Annotated in this window: 15 protein-coding genes, 1 tRNA gene and 1 pseudogene; 10 read left to right on the top strand and 7 right to left on the bottom strand. The window is 60.7% G+C overall.

Annotation, left to right across the window (positions count from 1 at the left end; all coding sequences use genetic code 11):
* Positions 1–17 precede the first annotated feature (17 nt).
* On the top strand, positions 18–770 hold the full coding sequence (locus Q2941_RS27490) for a hypothetical protein (protein ID WP_458194294.1): 753 nt from the start codon (positions 18–20) through the stop codon (positions 768–770).
* A gap of 65 nt (positions 771–835) precedes the next feature.
* Here Q2941_RS27490 and Q2941_RS27485 read toward each other — a convergent pair whose 3' ends face one another.
* The gene (locus tag Q2941_RS27485; RefSeq protein WP_198031847.1) at positions 836–1,510 is read right to left on the bottom strand and encodes a GntR family transcriptional regulator; all 675 of its coding nucleotides are present in this window, start codon (positions 1,508–1,510) and stop codon (positions 836–838) included.
* A 118-nt stretch (positions 1,511–1,628) separates the two neighbouring features.
* Here Q2941_RS27485 and Q2941_RS27480 point away from each other — a divergent pair, with 118 nt between their 5' ends.
* From Q2941_RS27480 to Q2941_RS27445, 8 genes are all read left to right on the top strand, one after another.
* Complete coding sequence (locus tag Q2941_RS27480) at positions 1,629–2,426, top strand: enoyl-CoA hydratase/isomerase family protein (protein WP_458194293.1); 798 nt, start codon at positions 1,629–1,631, stop codon at positions 2,424–2,426.
* 9 nt (positions 2,427–2,435) lie between these two features.
* The gene (locus Q2941_RS27475) at positions 2,436–3,695 is read left to right on the top strand and encodes a CaiB/BaiF CoA transferase family protein (protein ID WP_027525580.1); all 1,260 of its coding nucleotides are present in this window, start codon (positions 2,436–2,438) and stop codon (positions 3,693–3,695) included.
* Between the two features lie 62 nt (positions 3,696–3,757).
* Positions 3,758–4,750, top strand: a complete 993-nt coding sequence (locus Q2941_RS27470) for a Bug family tripartite tricarboxylate transporter substrate binding protein (protein ID WP_458194292.1) — start codon at positions 3,758–3,760, stop codon at positions 4,748–4,750.
* Positions 4,751–4,807: 57 nt separating this feature from the next.
* On the top strand, positions 4,808–5,290 hold the full coding sequence (locus Q2941_RS27465; protein ID WP_027525578.1) for a tripartite tricarboxylate transporter TctB family protein: 483 nt from the start codon (positions 4,808–4,810) through the stop codon (positions 5,288–5,290).
* 11 nt (positions 5,291–5,301) lie between these two features.
* On the top strand, positions 5,302–6,840 hold the full coding sequence (locus Q2941_RS27460; protein ID WP_458194291.1) for a tripartite tricarboxylate transporter permease: 1,539 nt from the start codon (positions 5,302–5,304) through the stop codon (positions 6,838–6,840).
* Positions 6,837–7,868, top strand: a complete 1,032-nt coding sequence (locus tag Q2941_RS27455) for a 4-hydroxythreonine-4-phosphate dehydrogenase PdxA (protein ID WP_458194290.1) — start codon at positions 6,837–6,839, stop codon at positions 7,866–7,868. Before Q2941_RS27460 ends, Q2941_RS27455 begins: the two co-directional genes overlap by 4 nt.
* Positions 7,869–7,944: 76 nt before the next feature.
* Positions 7,945–8,018, top strand: a tRNA-Gly gene (locus Q2941_RS27450).
* 123 nt (positions 8,019–8,141) lie between these two features.
* On the top strand, positions 8,142–9,002 hold the full coding sequence (locus Q2941_RS27445) for a hypothetical protein (RefSeq protein WP_458194289.1): 861 nt from the start codon (positions 8,142–8,144) through the stop codon (positions 9,000–9,002).
* Between the two features lie 295 nt (positions 9,003–9,297).
* On the opposite strand, the gene Q2941_RS27440 is transcribed toward Q2941_RS27445, so the two are convergent.
* Positions 9,298–9,432 (bottom strand): hypothetical protein, encoded by a 135-nt coding sequence (locus Q2941_RS27440; RefSeq protein ID WP_458194288.1) that lies wholly within the window; start codon positions 9,430–9,432, stop codon positions 9,298–9,300.
* A 479-nt stretch (positions 9,433–9,911) separates the two neighbouring features.
* Between Q2941_RS27440 and Q2941_RS27435 the strand changes: the two are divergent.
* Positions 9,912–10,105, top strand: a pseudogene (locus Q2941_RS27435) (transposase); the annotation flags it as partial.
* A gap of 187 nt (positions 10,106–10,292) precedes the next feature.
* Here Q2941_RS27435 and Q2941_RS27430 read toward each other — a convergent pair.
* The 5 genes from Q2941_RS27430 to Q2941_RS27410 all read right to left on the bottom strand — a co-directional run bounded on the left by Q2941_RS27430 (position 10,293) and on the right by Q2941_RS27410 (position 15,576).
* Positions 10,293–11,234, bottom strand: a complete 942-nt coding sequence (locus tag Q2941_RS27430) for an AraC family transcriptional regulator (RefSeq protein ID WP_254111952.1) — start codon at positions 11,232–11,234, stop codon at positions 10,293–10,295.
* Between the two features lie 244 nt (positions 11,235–11,478).
* Positions 11,479–11,751: a hypothetical protein gene (locus Q2941_RS27425; RefSeq protein ID WP_458194287.1), complete on the bottom strand. Its 273-nt coding sequence runs from the start codon at positions 11,749–11,751 to the stop codon at positions 11,479–11,481.
* Between the two features lie 9 nt (positions 11,752–11,760).
* Positions 11,761–12,747, bottom strand: coding sequence for an AraC family transcriptional regulator (locus Q2941_RS27420; RefSeq protein WP_458194286.1), 987 nt, complete (start codon positions 12,745–12,747; stop codon positions 11,761–11,763).
* Between the two features lie 605 nt (positions 12,748–13,352).
* Entirely contained in the window at positions 13,353–13,838 is a 486-nt protein-coding gene (locus Q2941_RS27415; RefSeq protein WP_458194285.1) for a hypothetical protein, read from the bottom strand.
* Between the two features lie 55 nt (positions 13,839–13,893).
* Positions 13,894–15,576 carry a SulP family inorganic anion transporter gene (locus tag Q2941_RS27410; protein WP_458194284.1) on the bottom strand — a complete coding sequence of 561 codons (1,683 nt, stop codon included), beginning with the start codon at positions 15,574–15,576 and terminating at the stop codon, positions 13,894–13,896.
* Positions 15,577–15,700: the final 124 nt, after the last annotated feature.

Raw genomic sequence — 15,700 nt, 5'->3', positions numbered from 1 at the left:
CAGCAAGGGCGGCTCGAATGAGAACCAAACCTAAATCGTTCACCGACCCGAAGAGGTCTACTCCTATCGGGATGGTGCGCTATTCAATCGAGTTCTACGCCGCGGCGATCGCGACCGACAGGGCCATAGGCGGCATGGACGGTTATGAGCTTCACGCCCCGATTCCGGTGAACTACCTCATAGGCCACGCCATAGAACTGGCTCTGAAGGCCTATCTGCTGCAGAATGGCGTTGATCTGGCTGGCATTAGAAGAATCGGCCACCAGCTTTGCGTTGCGTACGATGAAGCGAGAAAGCTCGGTCTTGACGATCACTTCAAGCCCGAGAATGGAGACGTCTCGCCGCTTCAGGTTCTGGACGCTCTCTATTCTGACAAACAGTTCGAATACATCGAGACTGGCTTTAAGACATTCCCTGTCTTTGGACCGCTGCAGCTGTTCGCTCGCGGACTGCTGCTCGGTGTAACACGATCGTTGCCCGATGGCGAGTCGGATACAAGGCGGGAGAGATTTTGCAACGCTAGGCCGGCCTACGCACAATCCGAATTGATCCCGCGATGGTATCTAAAGAAAAGGCGCGGCGGGGAAGACCCCGTCGCGCCCGATTTGTTGTCTCGCTGGTCCAGGGCTGAGAGCGCCCCGCTGCCAGGCTTCACGTCGAGCCTAGCGGGCGATCCCAGCGAGGTGACAGCGCTTGAGATAAGACACTGGATCACCTCCTTTCGTTGGTTTCGGGACACTCAATATAGGTCGAGATCGCGCGGAAGTTAAGGGGGCGGAATTGTTGCCGCCGGGCTGGAATAAATCTCCGCCTCTTGTGATTTCGTCGAGCGCGTTCAGTTGTCGCCGTCATCCACGGCAGCGAGAGCCGCGCCGTCCGTCTCGGCAAATCCGGCCTGCAAAACCTCCTCGCGCTTGTGGCGCAGATGAGCGCGCAGGATGTGGGAAAGGCCTGTGCCGTCGCGTCGTTGCAAGGCATTGAGGATCGCTTCGTGTTCCCTGACGGCGAGCGCCCAGCGCTGCTGCGTCATCGGCGTGACGTAGCGTGCGCGGCGAATGCGCGCCGTCACCGAATTGTAGAGGCTTGCGAGCACGGGATTGCCGGCGGCGGTAACGATCGCTTCGTGGATGGCGCGATTGCAGCGGTAATACTGGATCAGATCGCCATCGCGGTAATGCTGCGCCATCGCCGTTTGCGCGGCGGCAATCTCGTCGATCTCGTCCTCCGTGATGCGCTCGCAGGCGAGCTCGCCGGCGAGCGCCTCGAGGCCCTGGCAGACCTCGAAGAGATCGCGCATGTCCTTGTCGGTCAGCTTTGCCGCGCGCGAGCCGCGATGGGGCAACAATTGCACGAGGCCCTCGGCGGCGAGCACCTTGAGCGCCTCGCGCAGCGGCGTGCGCGAGATCTGGAGCCGCTCGCACAGCTCGCGCTCGGGAATCCGCGCGCCCGGCGGGATTTCGCCGTCGAGCAGGATGTCGCGGATGCGGCTGACGACGTCCTCATGAAGCATCGGACAAATTTCTATTTTGCATGCAAAAATGAGTTTATCGACGAAAGTTTAGAAGTTCCAGCTTGAAAATTCAAAACTTTGCATTCAAAACTGCAAAAAACAAGACGGATACGGGGAAATGGACCTGGCAGTCGCGGAGGCGGAAGACCTCGTTTTCGAGCGTGAGGACAGCATCGGGCGGATTACTTTCAACCGCCCGCAGGCCCGCAACGCCTTGACCTTCGGCATGTATGAGCGGCTCGCCGCGATTTGCGAAGAGGCGAGCAGCGATCATTCCATCAAGGTGCTGGTGCTGCGCGGTGCAGGCGAAAAGGCCTTTGCCTCGGGCACGGACATCAATCAATTCCGTGAATTCAGGACGCCACAGGACGCGCTCGACTACGAGAACCGGATCGACCGCGTGCTCACCACGCTCGAGCAATGCCGGGTGCCGACGATTGCCGCGATCAACGGCTTCTGCACCGGCGGAGGGGCGGGGATCGCAGCGGCCTGCGATCTGCGCATCGGCACGAAGAGTGCGCGTATCGGATTCCCCATCGCGCGAACGCTCGGCAATTGCCTGTCGATGTCCAATGTCAGCCGTCTCACCGCGCTCATAGGGGCTGCACGCGTCAAGGATCTGATCTTCACTGCGCGTCTTGTTGATGCCACGGAAGCCGCAAGCGTCGGCCTGCTCAGCGAAATCGTCGAGGATGGCGCGGCACTCGACAAGCGTGCCGACGAGGTCGCTCGCCTCGTCGCGAGCCACGCGCCGCTGACGCTGAATGCGACCAAGCAGGCGGTGGCCCGCTTGCAAAAGCGGCTGACGCGGGAGGAGGGCGAAGACCTCATCCTGATGTGCTACACGAGCCAGGATTTTCGCGAAGGGCTCGATGCGTTCCTCAACAAGCGCGCCCCGCAATGGCGCGGCCAATAGGACGAGCCGATGAAAAAGGATCAATCGCACGCCACCGCTCGCCCCACGGGACCGCTGGCCGGCCTCAAGGTCATCGATCTCACCCATGTCATGGCCGGGCCGACCTGCACCTTGATGCTCGCCGACATGGGCGCCGACGTCATCAAGATCGAGAAATGGCCGAACGGCGATGACACCCGCCATTCGGTGCCGCCGAAGATTGGCGACGAGGCCGCCTCCTTCCTGATGATGAACCGTAACAAGCGCGGCATCGTGCTGGATCTGAAGACCTCCGGCGGCAAGGAGGTGCTGCGGAGGCTGATAGCGAGTGCCGACGTGCTGGTCGAGAATTTTGCCCCGGGCGCCATGGAGCGCCTCGGCTTCGGCTACGAGGACCTGCACAGGGAGTTTCCGTCGCTGATCTATTGCTCGCTGTCGGGCTTTGGCCGCACCGGTCCCTACAAGCACCGTCGTGGCTTCGATCTCGTCGCGCAGGCGATGAGCGGCATCATGAGTTTTACCGGCGAGCGCCCCGATGGTCCGCCGGTGAAATGCGGCCCGCCGCTGTCCGATATCACCGCCGGCCTGCTCGCGAGCATGGGCATCCTCGCGGCCTACACGCATCGCCTGAAGACCGGCGAAGGGCAGTGGGTCGAGACTTCGCTCTATGAAGCAGCCCTGGTGCAGACCTATTGGCAATCGACGATTGCGCTGGCCGCGGGCACCGCGCCGCGCGCAATGGGGTCGGCGCATCCGCTCAATGCGCCGTATCAGGCCTTTGAAGCCTCCGACGGCTGGCTGGTGGTGGGCGGCGCCAACAAGAAGCATTGGCTGTTGATGCTGGAAGCGCTCGGCGCGAGCGAGCTCGCCGCCGATCCGCGCTTCGCCACCGGTGCCGACCGCATGGCGCATCTGAAGGAGCTCGAGAAGGTTTTGAGCGAGCGCTTCCGCACCAGGACGCGGGCGCATTGGCTCGCGGCGCTGGATGAGAAGGGCGTGCCGTGCGGACCCGTGCACGACATGCTGGAAGCCTTGAGTGATCCGCAGACGCTGGCGCGCGAGATGGTCGTCGAGGTCGAGCATTCGAGGCTCGGTCCGGTGAAGACCATCGGGCTTCCCGTCAAATTCTCGGAGACGCCTGGCAAGGTCCGTTCCGGTGCCCCCGTCTATGGCGAGCATACGCACGAGGTGCTGGCGGAATACGGGTTCGATGAGGAGCAGATCGAAGCGCTCGAAAAACAGGGCGCAATCGTTTCGGCGTCCACACAGCGCGAGGAACGAGTCGCCTGACCGGACGTCGATACGACGGACCAGAACAACCGATAAAAACAAAAGATCAGCCGGAGGAAACCATGCGTAGCACGTCAGCACTTCTGCTTTCCGCAGCCGCGGTCGTCCTCGCCGGCACGATGCCGGCGTCTGCGGCCTGGCAACCGCAGAAGCCGATCGAGTTCGTTGCCACTGCTGGGCCGGGTGGCGGCACCGACAACCTTGCGCGCGCGGTGCAGAACATCATCACCAAGTACAAGCTGACCGAGCAGCCGATCGTCGTCGTCAACAAGGGCGGTGGCAGCGGTGCCGAAGGCTATGTCTACGGCAAGGTCTCTGCGGGCGATCCCTACAAGGTGATCTTCGGCACGTCGAATGCATGGCAGCAGCCGCTCGTCTCCAAGGTCGCCTTCAACTACACCGACCTCACCCCGATCGCAGCGATGGCGCAGGACGAGTTCTTGCTCTGGGTCAAGCAGGACGCGCCCTACAAGACCGCGGGCGACTATCTGAAGGCGGCGGCATCGAGCGAATTCAAGATGGGCGGCGCGCAGTCAAAGGACACCGACGAGGTGCTGACCCGCATGATCGAGAAGACCGGTCATGTCAAACTGACCTACATCCCCTTCAAAAGCGGCGCCGAGGCCGCCGTGCAACTCGCCGGCGGGCACATCGATTCCCACGTCAACAATCCGAGCGAAAGCCTGGGACAATGGCGCGGCGGAACGCAGCGTCCGCTCTGCGCCTTCAGCCCGAAGCGGCTGCCGCCGGGGCCGAAGATCACCGCGACGGAAGGCTGGAGCGACGTTCCGACCTGCGTCGAGCAGGGCCTCGACATCAAGCAGTACGAGCAGCCGCGCACGGTGTGGCTGCCTGGCAAGGTCACGCCGGACCAGGCCGCGTTCTATGTCGACCTCATGAAGAAGGTGCAGGCGACGCCGGAATGGAAGGACTACATCGAGAAGACCTCCCAGGTCGACACGTTCCTGACCGGCGGCGACTTCGACAAGTTCATCAAGGAGGATCTCGAGCACCTCAAGCAGGTGGCGAGCGAGCAGGGCTGGCTCATCAAGTGAAATGGCGAGGCACCGCGCCATGATGTCCTGTTGTCAGTCGCCCTCCAGGAGCCCTCGATGATATCGCGCCGCGCTCTTGAACTGTCGACCGCCATCCTCACCGGCAGCTTCGGCGCCGCGGTGGTCGTCTCCAGCCTCGACAACGGGATCGGGTGGTCGAGCGCGGGCGTGGACGCCGGCACATTCCCGTTCCTGACCGGCGTCATCATCGTTCTCGGCAGCCTGTACAATCTCGTGCGCGGCGCATTGCCGGCCGCGACGCTCGCGAGCGTTCCCGTGGCGATCACGCCGACCGAGCTGCGCCGGCTCGCAAGCCTGTTCGTGCCGGCCGCAATTTTCGTTGCGGCGATTCCGCTGCTCGGGATGTATCTCGCCTCGGCCATCTATATCTTCGCGGTGCTCGCGATCCCCAGACATCAGTCCATGCCGCGCGCGCTCGCCATGGCGGCGGCGACAGCGCTCGCGCTCTACGTCGTGTTCGAGCGCATGTTCCAGGTGACGCTGCCACACGGCGCGCTTGCCGCCGCGTTCGGGTTCTGACGGAGACGTCGATGGATAATCTCCAGGAACTCCTGCACGGCTTCACGATCGCGGTCACGGTGCCGCATCTGGTGCTGATGGTGATCGGAGTGCTGCTCGGCATTCTCGTCGGCGTGCTGCCGGGGCTCGGCGCGCCGAACGGCGTGTCGCTGCTGCTGCCGCTGACCTTCGGCATGCAGCCGGTATCGGCGATCATCCTGCTCTCCAGCATGTATTGGGGTGCGCTGTTCGGCGGCTCCGTCACTTCGATCCTGTTCAACATTCCCGGCGAGCCATCGTCGGTGGCGACCACCTTCGACGGCTATCCGATGGCGCGCGACGGCCGGCCCACGACCGCGCTCGCTACCGCCTTCGGCTCGGCTGCGTTCGGCGCGCTGGCCGGCGTCATCCTGATCACCTTCCTGGCGTCATGGGTGGCGCAGGTCGCGCTCGCTTTCGGGCCGCCGGAATATTTTGCGGTCTATTTCCTTGCCTTTGCGAGCTTCGTCGGTATGGGCGGCGCGGCGCCGATCAAGACCGTCGTGGCGCTCGCGATCGGTTTTGCGATCGCTGCGATCGGCATCGACACGGTCTCCGGGAGCGTCCGCCTCACGATGGGCGTCGACGAGCTCGTGAAGGGCGTGAGCTTCGTCGTCGCGGTGATGGGCCTGTTCGGTATCGGCGAGCTCCTGGTCGCTGTCGAGGAGGAGGTTCACGCCCGCGCGGTCTCCTCGAAGATCGACTGGGGCGAGGTGTTTCGCGCGGTGGCGCGCCTGCCGCGGCATGGCGTTGCGCTGCTGCGCAGTGCGGCGATCGGATGCTGGATGGGAATCACGCCGGGCGGTCCGACCGCGGCGTCCTTCATGAGCTACGGCATCGCCCGGCGCTTCTCGCGCCGTGGCCGCCACTTCGGCACCGGCGAGGTCGAAGGCATCATCTCGCCGGAGACGGCCGATCATGCCGCCGGCACCAGCGCGCTGTTGCCGATGCTCTCGCTCGGCATTCCCGGCTCGGCCACCGCGGCCGTGATGATGGGCGGGCTGATGATCTGGGGGCTCAATCCCGGGCCGATGCTATTCGTCGACCAGAAGGACTTTGTGTGGGGTCTGATCGCCTCGATGTATGTTGGCAACATCGTCGCCGTCGCGCTGGTGCTGCTCACGGTACCGGTGTTTGCCGCCCTGATGCGGATTCCCTTCGTGATTATCGCGCCGCTGATCGTGATTATCTGCGTCGTCGGCGCCTATTCGGTGTCGAATTCCTATCTCGACGTGGTCATGATGCTCGGCTTCGGGATCGTCGGCTATCTCTTCAAGAAGCTGTTCTATCCGCTGGCGCCGCTGGTGCTCGCGATCGTCATCGGCGACAAGGCGGAGGACGCGTTCCGGCAGTCGATGCTGATGTCCAAGGGCTCGCTCGGAATCTTCTTTGCCAACCGGCTGGTGACCTGCCTGGTGGTCGCCGGCATCGCGCTGTTGCTGCTTCCGCTGGTGTTGCAGCTCACGCGCATCTGGCGCAAGCCAACGTCGCCCGCACACGAGACGACAAGCCAGGAGAAGGTGATCATATGACCGCAAAGCCGCTCGTTGCTCTCGCAATGGGAGACCCCGCCGGCATCAGCCCGGAGCTGACGGCGAAGCTCGTGGCGCTCGACGACATCCGCGCCCGTGCCCGACTGGTCGTGATCGGTGACCGCCGTATCTTCGATGAAGGCGCGCGCGTTGCCGGCGTTACGCCGGAGCTGAAGACGGTGGAGCAGGGCGCCGATCTCCGCGCGGCGGAGGGCGACGCGTTGTTCGTCGATCTTGGCCATCTCGATCCGGCGGAGGTCGAACGCGGCGTTGCGAGCCTTGCCGGCGGCGGGTTCGCGCTGGCCAATTACCGGCACGCGCTCGAGCTTGGCCGCGACGGCCGCGTCGATGCGGTCTGCTTCACCCCCTTCAACAAGCAGGCGATGCGGCTTGCCCGCGCCGACTATGACGACGAGATCGCGTTCTCGGCGGAAATCGCCGGGCTCAAGACCGCGGCGAGCGAGTTCAACGTGCTGGGCGAGCTCTGGAACGCGCGGGTCACCTCGCACATCCCGCTGAAGGACGTCGCTGCGCGATTGTCCGCTGAGCGCATCCATCGCGCGCTGAAGCTGACCGACAGCTGCATGCGCAACGCCGGCTTTGCGCGGCCGCGCATTGCAGTCGCCGGGCTCAATCCGCACGCCGGCGACGGCGGCAATTTCGGCCGCGAAGAAATCGATATCATCGCCCCCGCGGTCGAAGCCGGCCAGCGCGATGGCATTGTCGCTGAGGGACCGTTCCCGGCCGACACGGTGTTTCTGCGCGCGAAGAACGGCGCCTTCGATGCGGTGCTGACGATGTATCACGACCAGGGACAGATCGCGATGAAGCTGATGGGCTTCGATCGCGGCGTGACTCTGCTCGGCGGCTTTCCGTTTCCGATCTGCACGCCCGCGCACGGCACCGCCTACGACATCGCAGGCAAGGGGATAGCATCCACCGGCGCTAGCCGTGCCGCGCTCCTGCTCGCTGCCGAGATGGCCGACCGTCGCGAAGAAGTAGAGGAGGTGCGGGCCGCGGCGTCCTGAGCCTGTTCGCAACGCCTAAAAGGCGGGGTCTGGACGGTTGAGGCGCCCGGCGCGCCGTGTTAGGGGATGCCCAGATGCGGGTGTAGCTCAATGGTAGAGCAGCAGCCTTCCAAGCTGAATACGAGGGTTCGATTCCCTTCACCCGCTCCATCCCCCTAAGATTATCCCCAGCAAACGCAGCTATTTATTGAAATTTCGGGCGAAATCCGTATTTTCGCCTGAAAGAACGTCCAACATTTCGTCCAACAAAACGTCCAACACGCCCGCGCTCCTATGCCCGACTTTTTGACGAGACGAAACGGCACCTGGCATTTCGCGCGTCGCGTCCCGACCGAGTTTGCGCATCTCGACCGTCGCGGCGTTGTGAGGCATTCAACCAAGATTCGAATTGCTTCAGACCGCGCCGCGGTTCGTGCATCACGGGTGGCTGAAAAGTTCAACAGCAGCCTCGAGCAACACTGGCGGGCGCTCGCGGACAGCGACTCAAAAGAGAGCGTGGATAGTTACAACGCAGCGAGAGGGCGAGCGCGCCAACTCGGCTTCGATTACATCGAGAACGCGCAACTCGTCGCCGCACCAGCAGCCGAACGGTTAGAGCGTCTTGATACGCTCGTCGCCAAGGATCTCGTGAATGACGGGGGCGCCAGAGAGGCAGTTCTCGGCTTGAAAAAGAAGCCAGTGTTTAAAGTCTCGAAGATCTTCGAAGAGTATGAGGCGGAGACCAGAGACCAGGTTCTAGATCTCTCGCCCGATCAACTCAGGATTTGGGGCAACGCCCGAAAACGAGTGGTCAAGAGCTTCGAGAGTGTCGTTGGGGACAAGCTCATAACGGAGCTTACAGTTGATGACGCTATCGACTTCCGCAACTTTTGGCGGGATCGCGTCGTGCAGGAAGGAGTAGCTGCAAAAAGCGCCAATCGAGAGATTGGGCAACTGAGTGGCATGATCAAGGAATTGAATATTCTGCGCCGCTTAGGCCTACCTGATCTGTTCAAAGGCCTGCGCCTGAAGGGTGAGGTCAACAAGGAGCCGACTCCTTACGAGACCAAATTCATCCAAAATCGTCTTTTGGCCGACGGCGCGCTGGATGGGCTGAACGAGGACGCGCGCTACATCTGTCTCTTATACACATGATGTGTATAAGAGACAGCGTTGGTGCGGCGCTGGCGGCCCTGAAAGCGAAGCCAGAGGGCTTCCCCCGATATCGTGATAATTCCTCTACGTTCTCTGCGACTGCCAACAAATTTCTGCTCGAAAACGGATTGCGTCCAACGGAGGACCATACCGTCTACTCGCTCAGGCACAGCTTCAAGGACCGGCTTATTGCAGCCGAAGCCCAGGACAGTTTAATCGATAGTCTGATGGGGCACGACACTCACAAGCCGAAATACGGCAAGGGACCTTCTCTCGAGTTGAAGCGTAAGTACCTTCAGCGAATTGCTTTCAAGCCACCACCTTCGTTGAGGTAGCACTCCAAACGCTTCCGCGCCCGACATTTGATAGCTTCTTTTGTTTTCAATTCGGCGAGTTCGGCCTCGAATTTCACGTACATCGGCACGTGCACGTCGCCATCCAGCTCGATGAAACAAGCAAGTAGCACAAGCGCTCTTTCCAGCCGCTCGGCAGAGGCGCGTCGTCATAGCGCGTATTGCGGGTATTATGGATACCTACCGCCGTACCCTTTGGGTGGCAACCATAGTCCTCGTGTCAATTTTGTTCCCGTCGTAGCTTACTGTACCGCTCACCCTTACGTCGTCTGGAAACACTGCAACGTTGATCGTTGCTGGTAAATCCTACAACGATGGAGCTCTACCGCTCGGTGATCTAGGCGCGCGACAAGAATGTTTTTGGTCCTTTCATAAATTGTACCAGATCAGTGCAGATGAGGACCTGACGCCTCCGCGACCTGCAATTCAAGATACGCATCCGCAACAAACGGCAGCGCGAGAAATACGCTACCGACAAGAGGAAGAAGCGCGCCACGATTGATGGAGGTCGAGCTTCATGCTGACAAACTAATGCCGCATCTCGTTGGTTGCCTGGCTGTGCCAGGAAGTAGCGCTGCAGCTTGCCTACCGCTGGTTCTGCAAGCTGAATCTCGACGACAGGTTCCGCACCATTGGACGTTCTCGGCGAACAGGGAAGGGCGCCAGAGCGAGATCCTGCGCCACATTTTCCAACGCGTGGTTGCAGCCTGCATGGCAGCAGGCCTTGTCAAGGGCGAGGGGGGCGCGGTGGTACAGGCGGCAAGAGCGCCCCACATTGTTCTGAACAAGCTCATGGTTTCCTGCCGAGGTTCGGGCCGCAGCCTTCGCCCAACTCCACCCACCAAGCGATTTTGCCTATCCAGGCAGGATCATGTTTCTCGGCAGAAGTTGGTCGAAACGCTCTAGACGCGCTATGCAGTTCCGGCGGATCGTACTTTTACCGATCGCTTTCCAGCGTAACGGAAGGTGACTCACCAAAGGTGGTGCGATACGTCACCGCAAAGCGACCGAGCTCCAGAAATTGGTGATTTCGGGCGACCTCCGCGACGGTAACGATCGAGGGATCGGCACGCTGGAGCGCAGCACGAACTTTGTTCAATCGTCGCAACGTGACGTAACGTGTGGGGCTTACGCCGAGAAATTCGGCGCAGCACAGCCGCAGCGTTCGCTCGGGTACACCGATCTCTGTACAGAGCCTAGGCATGTTGAGCTTTTGATCAATACGTTTGCTTAGTGCTTCTTCGAAACGCACCATGACAGCGGCATGATGGTGTCTCGCCCTGGCATGGTCGTCTGCCTCGTTGACGGCCAGGCAATGGATGATGGCGTGAAGCAATTCCTGCTCCAGTGCTCTAGCAATCTCGGGGCGATGGATCAATTTTCTTTTTGCTTCCGTAACGTGGCAGGCCTGCCTCAAAAGGCCGCGCAATCTCGATGATTCCTCGCGCGCAGGGCGGAGCATTCTGCTTGAGTGCGGCAAGGGGATTTCACGTCCGGTCAATGCCTTGGCGCAACTCGCAAGTTCCCCGACCGATAACGATATCAACCCCCATTGGCAGGCACCGTTGGATTGTTGATGCATGCGTTGCTCACGACCGTGCAAAACGAAGTCGCGGTGCTGCAAAGCAATTCCCTCGCAATTGAGAGATGCCGTACCAACTGCAAAAGACAGAAACACCCGTTCGGGGGGCAGGACGATGTAGGCGATACGCGGCAGGTCCTCCCAGCACCAATAAAGTTCAAGTGTTTTCAAGCTCAGACGTATCAGTCGTGCCTTGAAATCTCCGGCACCTGTTATCGTGAGGTTGACACGTATGTCGCCAAATGCGGCTGCGTAAGCATCCGGATCACTGAAAGTGAGTGTGCCGCCTTCTGTCATTTTGCGATGCCCCGTCGAACCGGCGGAACAGCTCCTGCCAGCACTTGAAGCTTCTGGACCTCACCGAAGATGGCAGGATCAAGTGATTAGTCGCTGTCGACTATGCGATTTCGGAACATTGCAGGTAAATTATCAGGTCCGATGCCTATGCGTGTCCGGCAGACGGGGAGGACGATCTCGTCGTGCTGCGATCAATTGAAAAACCGCGGGAGGCGATCTTTCAACACAGCAGACGACTGGGCATTTAAGGCCGAATACCCATATTGTAACAGCACGAACGATAGGCGCCCATTCCAGCAGCATTCCTCATGGCAGTAGCACCGGAACTCATATCACCGGCGGCGGCGGTTGCCGCTTGGTTCGACCTGGCCGCTTGTACCGATAGCGAAGTTGCAAGGAGCGCAACGACTAACGCGCCAGCAGCAACAGGACGATTGGTCGCAACCGCGAAAGTCGCAATCCAGAAGATGATCGGCTGGGTGGTATTCATGCGAAGGACGCGGCCGTTGGTGATCATGATAGCAAGTCAATGCTCGAGCAATCCCGCGCGGGAAAGACCATGCTCACCCCGAGTGGGCTGCCGCAATGTCTCCGATGGCGACTCTCGAAACAGCGCGCCGTACGCAACTGAGAAGCGCCCGAGCTCCCAAAAGCCATGGTCGGTGACTATTTGGGTGACGGTTGCCTTGGACGGATCCGAATGCAGGAGCGCCCGCCGAACCAGGTGCATTCGACGCAATGTGAGATAGCGGATCGGCCCCATGCCGAGATGCTCTTCGCAGCAGGAGCGAATTGTTCGTTCTGCGACGCCGATGGCGGCGCAAATTTCGCATAGATAGATTGGTCGGTCGGGATTTGCCTCCAGGAATTCTACGAACCGGCGTACCAGGGTGTCGTGACGGCGGCCGACTACGGTTTGCTCTAGGGAGTGGCCTTCGGCGAGGCATCTTACTAGGGCGTGAGTAAGCCCAGTCTCTAGCGCTCGGGTCACTTCTGGATGCTCCAGAATGTCCGGCACGTCATGAGCTAGCTGCCCGATGATCTTGTGCAAGTTCAGCAGTCGGCACATCAATGTAGAAGGTGGGCGGGTAATGCAGTTGTAAGATGTTGCCGGCAACTCACGACCGACGATCGCCTCGGCGGCAGCGGCTAGAACATCAGATGGGAGCGACACCGCGCCATAGTGAAAGTCCGCGTCAGATCGTTGATGTACGACGTCAGATCTGTTCATTACGATGTCGCCGGGCTGAACTTCCAGGCCGCAGTTGGTAAACGATGATGAATTGCATTCGGTGAGAAAGCCAATTGAGGTGCGGCCAGGCTTGACTGCAACGGTATTGATCTCAGGCAGCGAAATGTGGATCCGATGGATCCAAATAGCATTCATGGCGACTTGCGCGATGCCAGCATGGAATTTCCCCTTCGCTGAGGGAAACAGCTCGACATCGGCGGTAGGAAAAGCCGCCCGACAAGCTGACGGATCGTGAAGACTGAAAACTCTACTGGATGCCATTCTGTTCTCCTCCCGAAAACAGAAAGCAATGACTGGGGCTCGTTCCAAAAAGAAACGACGACCGTCAGGAGGACCTTGCTTCGCAAAAGCCCAATGCGATTTTGGCGACCTTCATTTCGCGGCATATCCTAGCTGCGCCGTAACGTCTGATCAACGTCGGCTTGTTTGACTTAAATCAATGTACGGATTGTGACACGGCAAATGGCTGCGGAGCCCACGTGTTGCGCGTCCGTCTGCGTAACGCGCAACAAGCTCGGCATGCGCGTGATGAACTCAGGAGCGCAGTTGGTTTCAGCGTCGCAGATGGAATCGAAAATAGGCTGAAACAGGCAGGGGCGATCAGCGATGCCGAATTTGCAAGACTGCGCGCTCGGCTTGTGCAGTAGTTCCGCTCGCTGAAACCCTTGCTGTGTTACGCATTCAGGCTATGCGGCATGCGAAGCCGAAGCTGATAAGGGAGATGGGGATGACGGCACATCAATGTGCCGTCGGTAGACATGCGCGTGCGCTGAAAAGACATTCCGGTGCGAGGCCAAAAGCTCAGTGTTGACAGCGAGTCTGGGATCCGAACTCACCACTATCGTCAGCTCTGAGGGCTAGCTCGCTCAGTCGGACGGCGGCTGTTCAATCCAATGGCGCGCGATCCTCTTGATGGGGCCCCTTAGAACAACGTAAGGAACGAAAGCGAGAAAAATTGTGATCACCGCGGCCTCGGCTGGATGGAACGTATCGAAAAAAAACCACTGATATGCGACGTCCATCACAACGCCGAGGATCAGGATCCTGGCGGTCGATACGATGCCTTCCCAAAGCAGACTGGCTCGCTGCCGGGAGTCGCGAATGATCGTGGCGGCATAGGGTAATCGCCCGAGGCGCGCGTCGCCGATGCCGTCGCGCAGGGCCACGATGGCGGCCATCGTTGGCTGCAGCATGAACCGGAAGGTCATCGGGCCGCCCGGCCGCGCGGTGATGTTTCGCCAGAGGCGAGCCAGCTCTTCAGCAGAGATCCCGTACCAGGCGATGCCTGCGACGACGAGCCCGAACAGCAACGTGACGGCTACTCGCGCCAACTGCGATGGCCAACCGGTCATTTCCCACTCGGAGCGGCTCGGCGCAACTAAATCAGTTCCAGCAAAGCCATTAGTCCTAAGGCGCTCCGCCTTTCGCACTTGGACCAAGCTGGCGGACAGCATCCTCAACGGATTTGAATATGCATCCAGGTTCGAGGATTGCGAGCAAACCCGTCTGCTCCGCTTCGACCGTGGCTCGTGCGTCAGCCAAGCGGGCGATCGCGACGTCGATAGAGTCGGATTTGAGCCGAGCAATAGTCTGCTGCAGAATTTGCGAGCCGGTATAGTCGATGGCGATCATGCCGCTGGCCTCGATCACCAAGAGCCTTGGCGGTGCCGGCGACCGTGCAAGCGCGGCCATGATCTGGTCGCTGATGTATTGCGCGTTGGTGAAAGTGAGCGGTGCCCCAGCCGCGAAAACGACGACGCCAGGTTCGTGCTCGCTCTGCTCGCCCCGCCCGGGCGGCCACCAAACCGTGCTCCCTGGAACCCGCGATAGTTCCGCGCAATAGGGTCGGGCAACCGCGTAAAGGCTGCTGACGAAGGACAGCGCAATAGCGAGCAGCATGCCGGTTTCGATCGGCAGCGCTACGACCAGCGCGGCGCTCGCGGCGACCACCAGAATTTCCCACCCGCCCTGGCGGTAGATCCGGATCATCTCGCCGAGGCGGAAAATCTTGAGCGCGATATAGACAAGAATACCGGAGAGCGCGGCATGAGGTAGAAAGGCCGTCAGCCTTGCCGCTAAGACGACGAGCGCGATCATAAGCGCGACAGCCGTCATCGAGGCGATTTGCGAACGTCCGCCGGATTCGACGACAATGGCCGTGCTCGGCGGACTCGCATCGACGGCGAACGATCCGATCAGCCCGGTCATGATGCTACCGGCGCCGACGCCGGCAAAATCTCGGCTGACATCGTCCGGCCTGCCTTTTTCGGATGGAAAGGTGCTTGCCACTGCCGAGGTCTGCATAATGCAAACCATGGCGACCACGAGTGCGAGCGGTACAAGATGGCCGATTTCGTTGCTGTCAGGCATAGGTGGAAGTGCTAGGTGCGGAAGCGCGACCGACAGTGGCCCCAAGACGCTGACACCTCGGCTCTGGAGGTTGAACAGCGCCACTGCGACCCCGGCGCCGAGCAAGCCGAAAAACGCGCCTGGAATTTTAGAACTGATGCTCGCGGCGCCGAGAGTCACAATCAGGACACCAGCCCCCAGCGCGAGCGCATAGAGATTGGCGTCGCCCAGATGGCCCAGGATGTGAATCAAGCGCGAGAGAATATGGCCCCCTGGCGCGGGGATACCGAGTAACGTCGGCAACTCTCCTATGATTATGTGGATGGAAATGCGCGCCAGGAAACCTGTCGTCACCGGGGTGGACAATAGCGTCGCGAGCCAGCCAGCCCGGAACAGGCCGATCGCGAGCAATATGGCGCCGACCATCAGGGCGAGTAGCGGCGCCAATTCGAAATAGCGTTCAGTGCCGGAGGCAGTCAGGGATGCCAACCCACCGGCGAAAATTGGAGCAATGGTAGAATCGGCGGCGACCGACATGAAGCGGTTCGCCCCAAAGGCGGCAAAAGCAAGCGATCCGGCGGCAAAAGCGTAAAGACCAGTCTCGGGCGGCATTCCCGCCAGCCGCGCGGTCGCTAACTGTCCCGGAATGGCGATGGCAGCCAACATAAGGCCCGCGATCAGGTCGCGCGGCAGCCACGCGATCCGATAGCCTTGCAGAGACACGAAGAACCATGCGGGCATGGACCTGGTCCTGCTGGTAATCGACTTCTTTTTCGACCGGCGTTGGGCCTATAGTTTGCCTGCTGGCGGATCCCGTTGCTATGTGATTCCGGCAGGCGAGGGCCCCGACCAGGTGTCGCGATCA

The organism is Bradyrhizobium sp. UFLA05-153, assembly GCF_054185185.1.
Note: the sequence above shows the minus strand (reverse complement) of the source record. Positions and strands in the feature narration are given on the sequence as shown.

Excerpts from the sequence above, each read along its gene's own strand:
- Q2941_RS27470 (WP_458194292.1), top strand. The coding sequence starts at position 3,758 with ATGCGTAGCACGTCAGCACTTCTGCTTTCCGCAGCCGCGGTCGTCCTC.
- Q2941_RS27480 (WP_458194293.1), top strand. The coding sequence starts at position 1,629 with ATGGACCTGGCAGTCGCGGAGGCGGAAGACCTCGTTTTCGAGCGTGAG.
- Q2941_RS27460 (WP_458194291.1), top strand. The coding sequence starts at position 5,302 with ATGGATAATCTCCAGGAACTCCTGCACGGCTTCACGATCGCGGTCACG.
- Q2941_RS27420 (WP_458194286.1), bottom strand. The coding sequence starts at position 12,747 with ATGGCATCCAGTAGAGTTTTCAGTCTTCACGATCCGTCAGCTTGTCGG.
- Q2941_RS27490 (WP_458194294.1), top strand. The coding sequence starts at position 18 with ATGAGAACCAAACCTAAATCGTTCACCGACCCGAAGAGGTCTACTCCT.
- Q2941_RS27425 (WP_458194287.1), bottom strand. The coding sequence starts at position 11,751 with ATGATCACCAACGGCCGCGTCCTTCGCATGAATACCACCCAGCCGATC.
- Q2941_RS27410 (WP_458194284.1), bottom strand. The coding sequence starts at position 15,576 with ATGCCCGCATGGTTCTTCGTGTCTCTGCAAGGCTATCGGATCGCGTGG.
- Q2941_RS27485 (WP_198031847.1), bottom strand. The coding sequence starts at position 1,510 with ATGCTTCATGAGGACGTCGTCAGCCGCATCCGCGACATCCTGCTCGAC.
- Q2941_RS27415 (WP_458194285.1), bottom strand. The coding sequence starts at position 13,838 with ATGACCGGTTGGCCATCGCAGTTGGCGCGAGTAGCCGTCACGTTGCTG.
- Q2941_RS27430 (WP_254111952.1), bottom strand. The coding sequence starts at position 11,234 with ATGACAGAAGGCGGCACACTCACTTTCAGTGATCCGGATGCTTACGCA.
- Q2941_RS27455 (WP_458194290.1), top strand. The coding sequence starts at position 6,837 with ATGACCGCAAAGCCGCTCGTTGCTCTCGCAATGGGAGACCCCGCCGGC.
- Q2941_RS27475 (WP_027525580.1), top strand. The coding sequence starts at position 2,436 with ATGAAAAAGGATCAATCGCACGCCACCGCTCGCCCCACGGGACCGCTG.
- Q2941_RS27465 (WP_027525578.1), top strand. The coding sequence starts at position 4,808 with ATGATATCGCGCCGCGCTCTTGAACTGTCGACCGCCATCCTCACCGGC.
- Q2941_RS27445 (WP_458194289.1), top strand. The coding sequence starts at position 8,142 with ATGCCCGACTTTTTGACGAGACGAAACGGCACCTGGCATTTCGCGCGT.